This is a genomic window from Phaeovulum sp. (genome assembly GCF_041596715.1).
Taxonomy (GTDB): Bacteria; Pseudomonadota; Alphaproteobacteria; order Rhodobacterales; family Rhodobacteraceae; genus UBA6213.
On record NZ_JBFHIA010000358.1, the window covers coordinates 1 to 2,179 of the forward strand.

Below are 2,179 nucleotides of genomic sequence, written 5' to 3' on the forward strand. Positions count from 1 at the left end.
CCCATTGCGCCGCCGCACTGTCAGCCCGCGCGCGGTTTCGCTCACATCAATGCCAGCCTCGTCCAGCTTTGCCGCAAAGGCACCGACCAGATCCATGCGACCACCGATCAGTTCCACCTCGCCGCCGCAGATCGCGGGGGCAAGCATATAGGTGCCAAGCTCGATGCGGTCGGTCACGACAGGATGCGTCGCCCCACCCAGCCGGTCCACCCCCTGAATGGTGATGGTCGCGCTGCCCTCACCCTCGATCTCGGCCCCCATCGCACGCAGGCACTTTGCCAGATCGACAATTTCGGGCTCGCGCGCGGCGTTCTTCAGAACCGTGGTGCCCTTGGCCAGCGTCGCCGCCATCAGCGCGTTTTCGGTCGCCCCTACAGATACGAAAGGAAACTCGAAAACCGCGCCCTTCAGCCCGCCGGGCGCTGCGGCGTGCACGTAGCCGTCGCGCAAATCCAGCTCGGCCCCCATCGCCTCCAGCGCCTTCAGGTGCAGATCGACCGGTCGTGCACCAATCGCGCAGCCGCCGGGCAGCGAAACCACTGCATGCCCCGCGCGCGCCAGAAGCGGGCCGAGCACAAGGATCGAGGCGCGCATCTTGCGCACAATGTCATAGTCGGCGGTAAGGTTGTTGATCCCATGGCTCGACAGCGCCAGCACCTGCCCGCCTTGCAGGCTTGCCACCTCAGAACCAAGCGATTGCAGCAGCTGCGTCATCGTGGCGATATCTGAAAGCCGCGGCGCATTGGTCAGCGTCAGCGGCTCTTCGGTCAGCAGGGTCGCCGGCATCAGCGTGAGGCACGCGTTCTTGGCCCCCGCGATCGGAATGGCACCTGAAAGCGGTCTGCCGCCCCGCACAATGATCTGGTCCATCAGCTGTCCTGCCCTTTGTTTTTGTTGTCCTGCGGGCCCGCGCCCATGGTATCCGCGCCCTGCCCTGCCTCGGCGCGACTACGGCTTTGCGCCTTGCGCCGCGCAAGATTGGCCCGCAATTCCTTGGCCAGACGCGCCGCGCGCGTGGCCTTGGCCGCATCAGCCGGGTTTTGGGGTGTCTCGCTCATTCCCCTTCCTTAACCGCTTGGCCGACGGGCGTCCAGATTCGGTGGCGGTATGGGGCCTTGGCTGCGGCGGCACCCCGCGCACCATGACAACGCAACAAACCGTGCTGCTGTTGGGCGCATCGCCAGCGACTACGCCTGTTTATGGCACGAGCCATCGGTGATTGGCTCTGACCAAGACAGCGCAGCCGCTGGCGCAAGGCATGAGGCAGCCAATCTGGTTTTACCGACCGGCTATTGGCGCGTCGCACCATGCCCCCGCCCCCTGGGCCTGCAATGCAAAACCGGGGCGGCGCACATCGGCCCGGCACAGCCTGCAAATTGCGCTTGCGCCCCCCCCCGATTGCGTCTAAATCCGCGCCCACGGTCAAAGCGGCCTTCCGGCGCTGTGGTAGCTCAGTGGTAGAGCACTCCCTTGGTAAGGGAGAGGTCGAGAGTTCAATCCTCTCTCACAGCACCATCTTTTTCCCTTGCAATACAAAAAGTTGGCTTCCCCGCGGAAACTTGGGGGCCACTGAATGGTGCACTTCTGCACAGGCGGGCCTCTGATACGACGTCCGACTTTACATAAAAACAAATGTTGTTTGCATGCGCGATTGCATGTGAACCCGTGCCAGTGCTGCCCAACGCCCGTAAGTAGATGTGCCCGCTGCATGCGTGCGATGCGGTCCGCGTAGGCCCGTTTGCCCATCTTCAGCTGGCGTGGCGGGGGTAGAGGTCTGATTCCGCGCGCCTTTCGCTTCGACTTGGCTGTCTTCAAGGAACCTCTGTCAGTCGAAGATCGCGCAGAATGGCGATGGCCCCGGCTATACCGGGGCCACGATGTAGCGCATGATGTGATGGCTAGGTGATTGCCGCTTTGCGTATTTCAGTATGTGCGGCGAAGGCCTCTGATGAGGTCTTTGGAGGGGGCCACGAAGCCTATCGAGAGTACCCCACCCAACAGCATGCTTTCTAAAAATGCTTTCAGCTCTATGGCAAGCGCGTCATTTCCAGAAATAAGCCTTGGGTTTTGCAAAACATAGTCTTTCAACTGCGCCCAATTCTGGCGCAGGGTCATATCCTCGATACGTTGAAGTTGGCTCAGGGTATATGTTGCATGGGCGTTGGGTGCCCCAGCGACC

General features: G+C 62.1%; 3 protein-coding genes and 1 tRNA gene. 1 reads left to right on the forward strand and 3 read right to left on the reverse strand.

The window, feature by feature from the left end; translation table 11 throughout:
• Nucleotides 1–870, reverse strand: an 870-nt coding sequence (locus ABY403_RS15945; protein WP_372841795.1) for a UDP-N-acetylglucosamine 1-carboxyvinyltransferase, incomplete at its 3' end; no start/stop codon positions are given.
• Nucleotides 870–1,058 (reverse strand): hypothetical protein, encoded by a 189-nt coding sequence (locus ABY403_RS15950; protein ID WP_372841796.1) that lies wholly within the window; start codon nucleotides 1,056–1,058, stop codon nucleotides 870–872. The genes ABY403_RS15950 and ABY403_RS15945, both read right to left, overlap by 1 nt.
• Nucleotides 1,059–1,440: 382 nt before the next feature.
• On the opposite strand from ABY403_RS15950, the gene ABY403_RS15955 reads away from it, so the two are divergent.
• Nucleotides 1,441–1,515 (forward strand) — tRNA-Thr (locus ABY403_RS15955).
• Between the two features lie 408 nt (nucleotides 1,516–1,923).
• Here ABY403_RS15955 and ABY403_RS15960 read toward each other — a convergent pair.
• On the reverse strand, nucleotides 1,924–2,179 hold a 256-nt coding region (locus tag ABY403_RS15960), incomplete at its 5' end, for a hypothetical protein (RefSeq protein ID WP_372841797.1).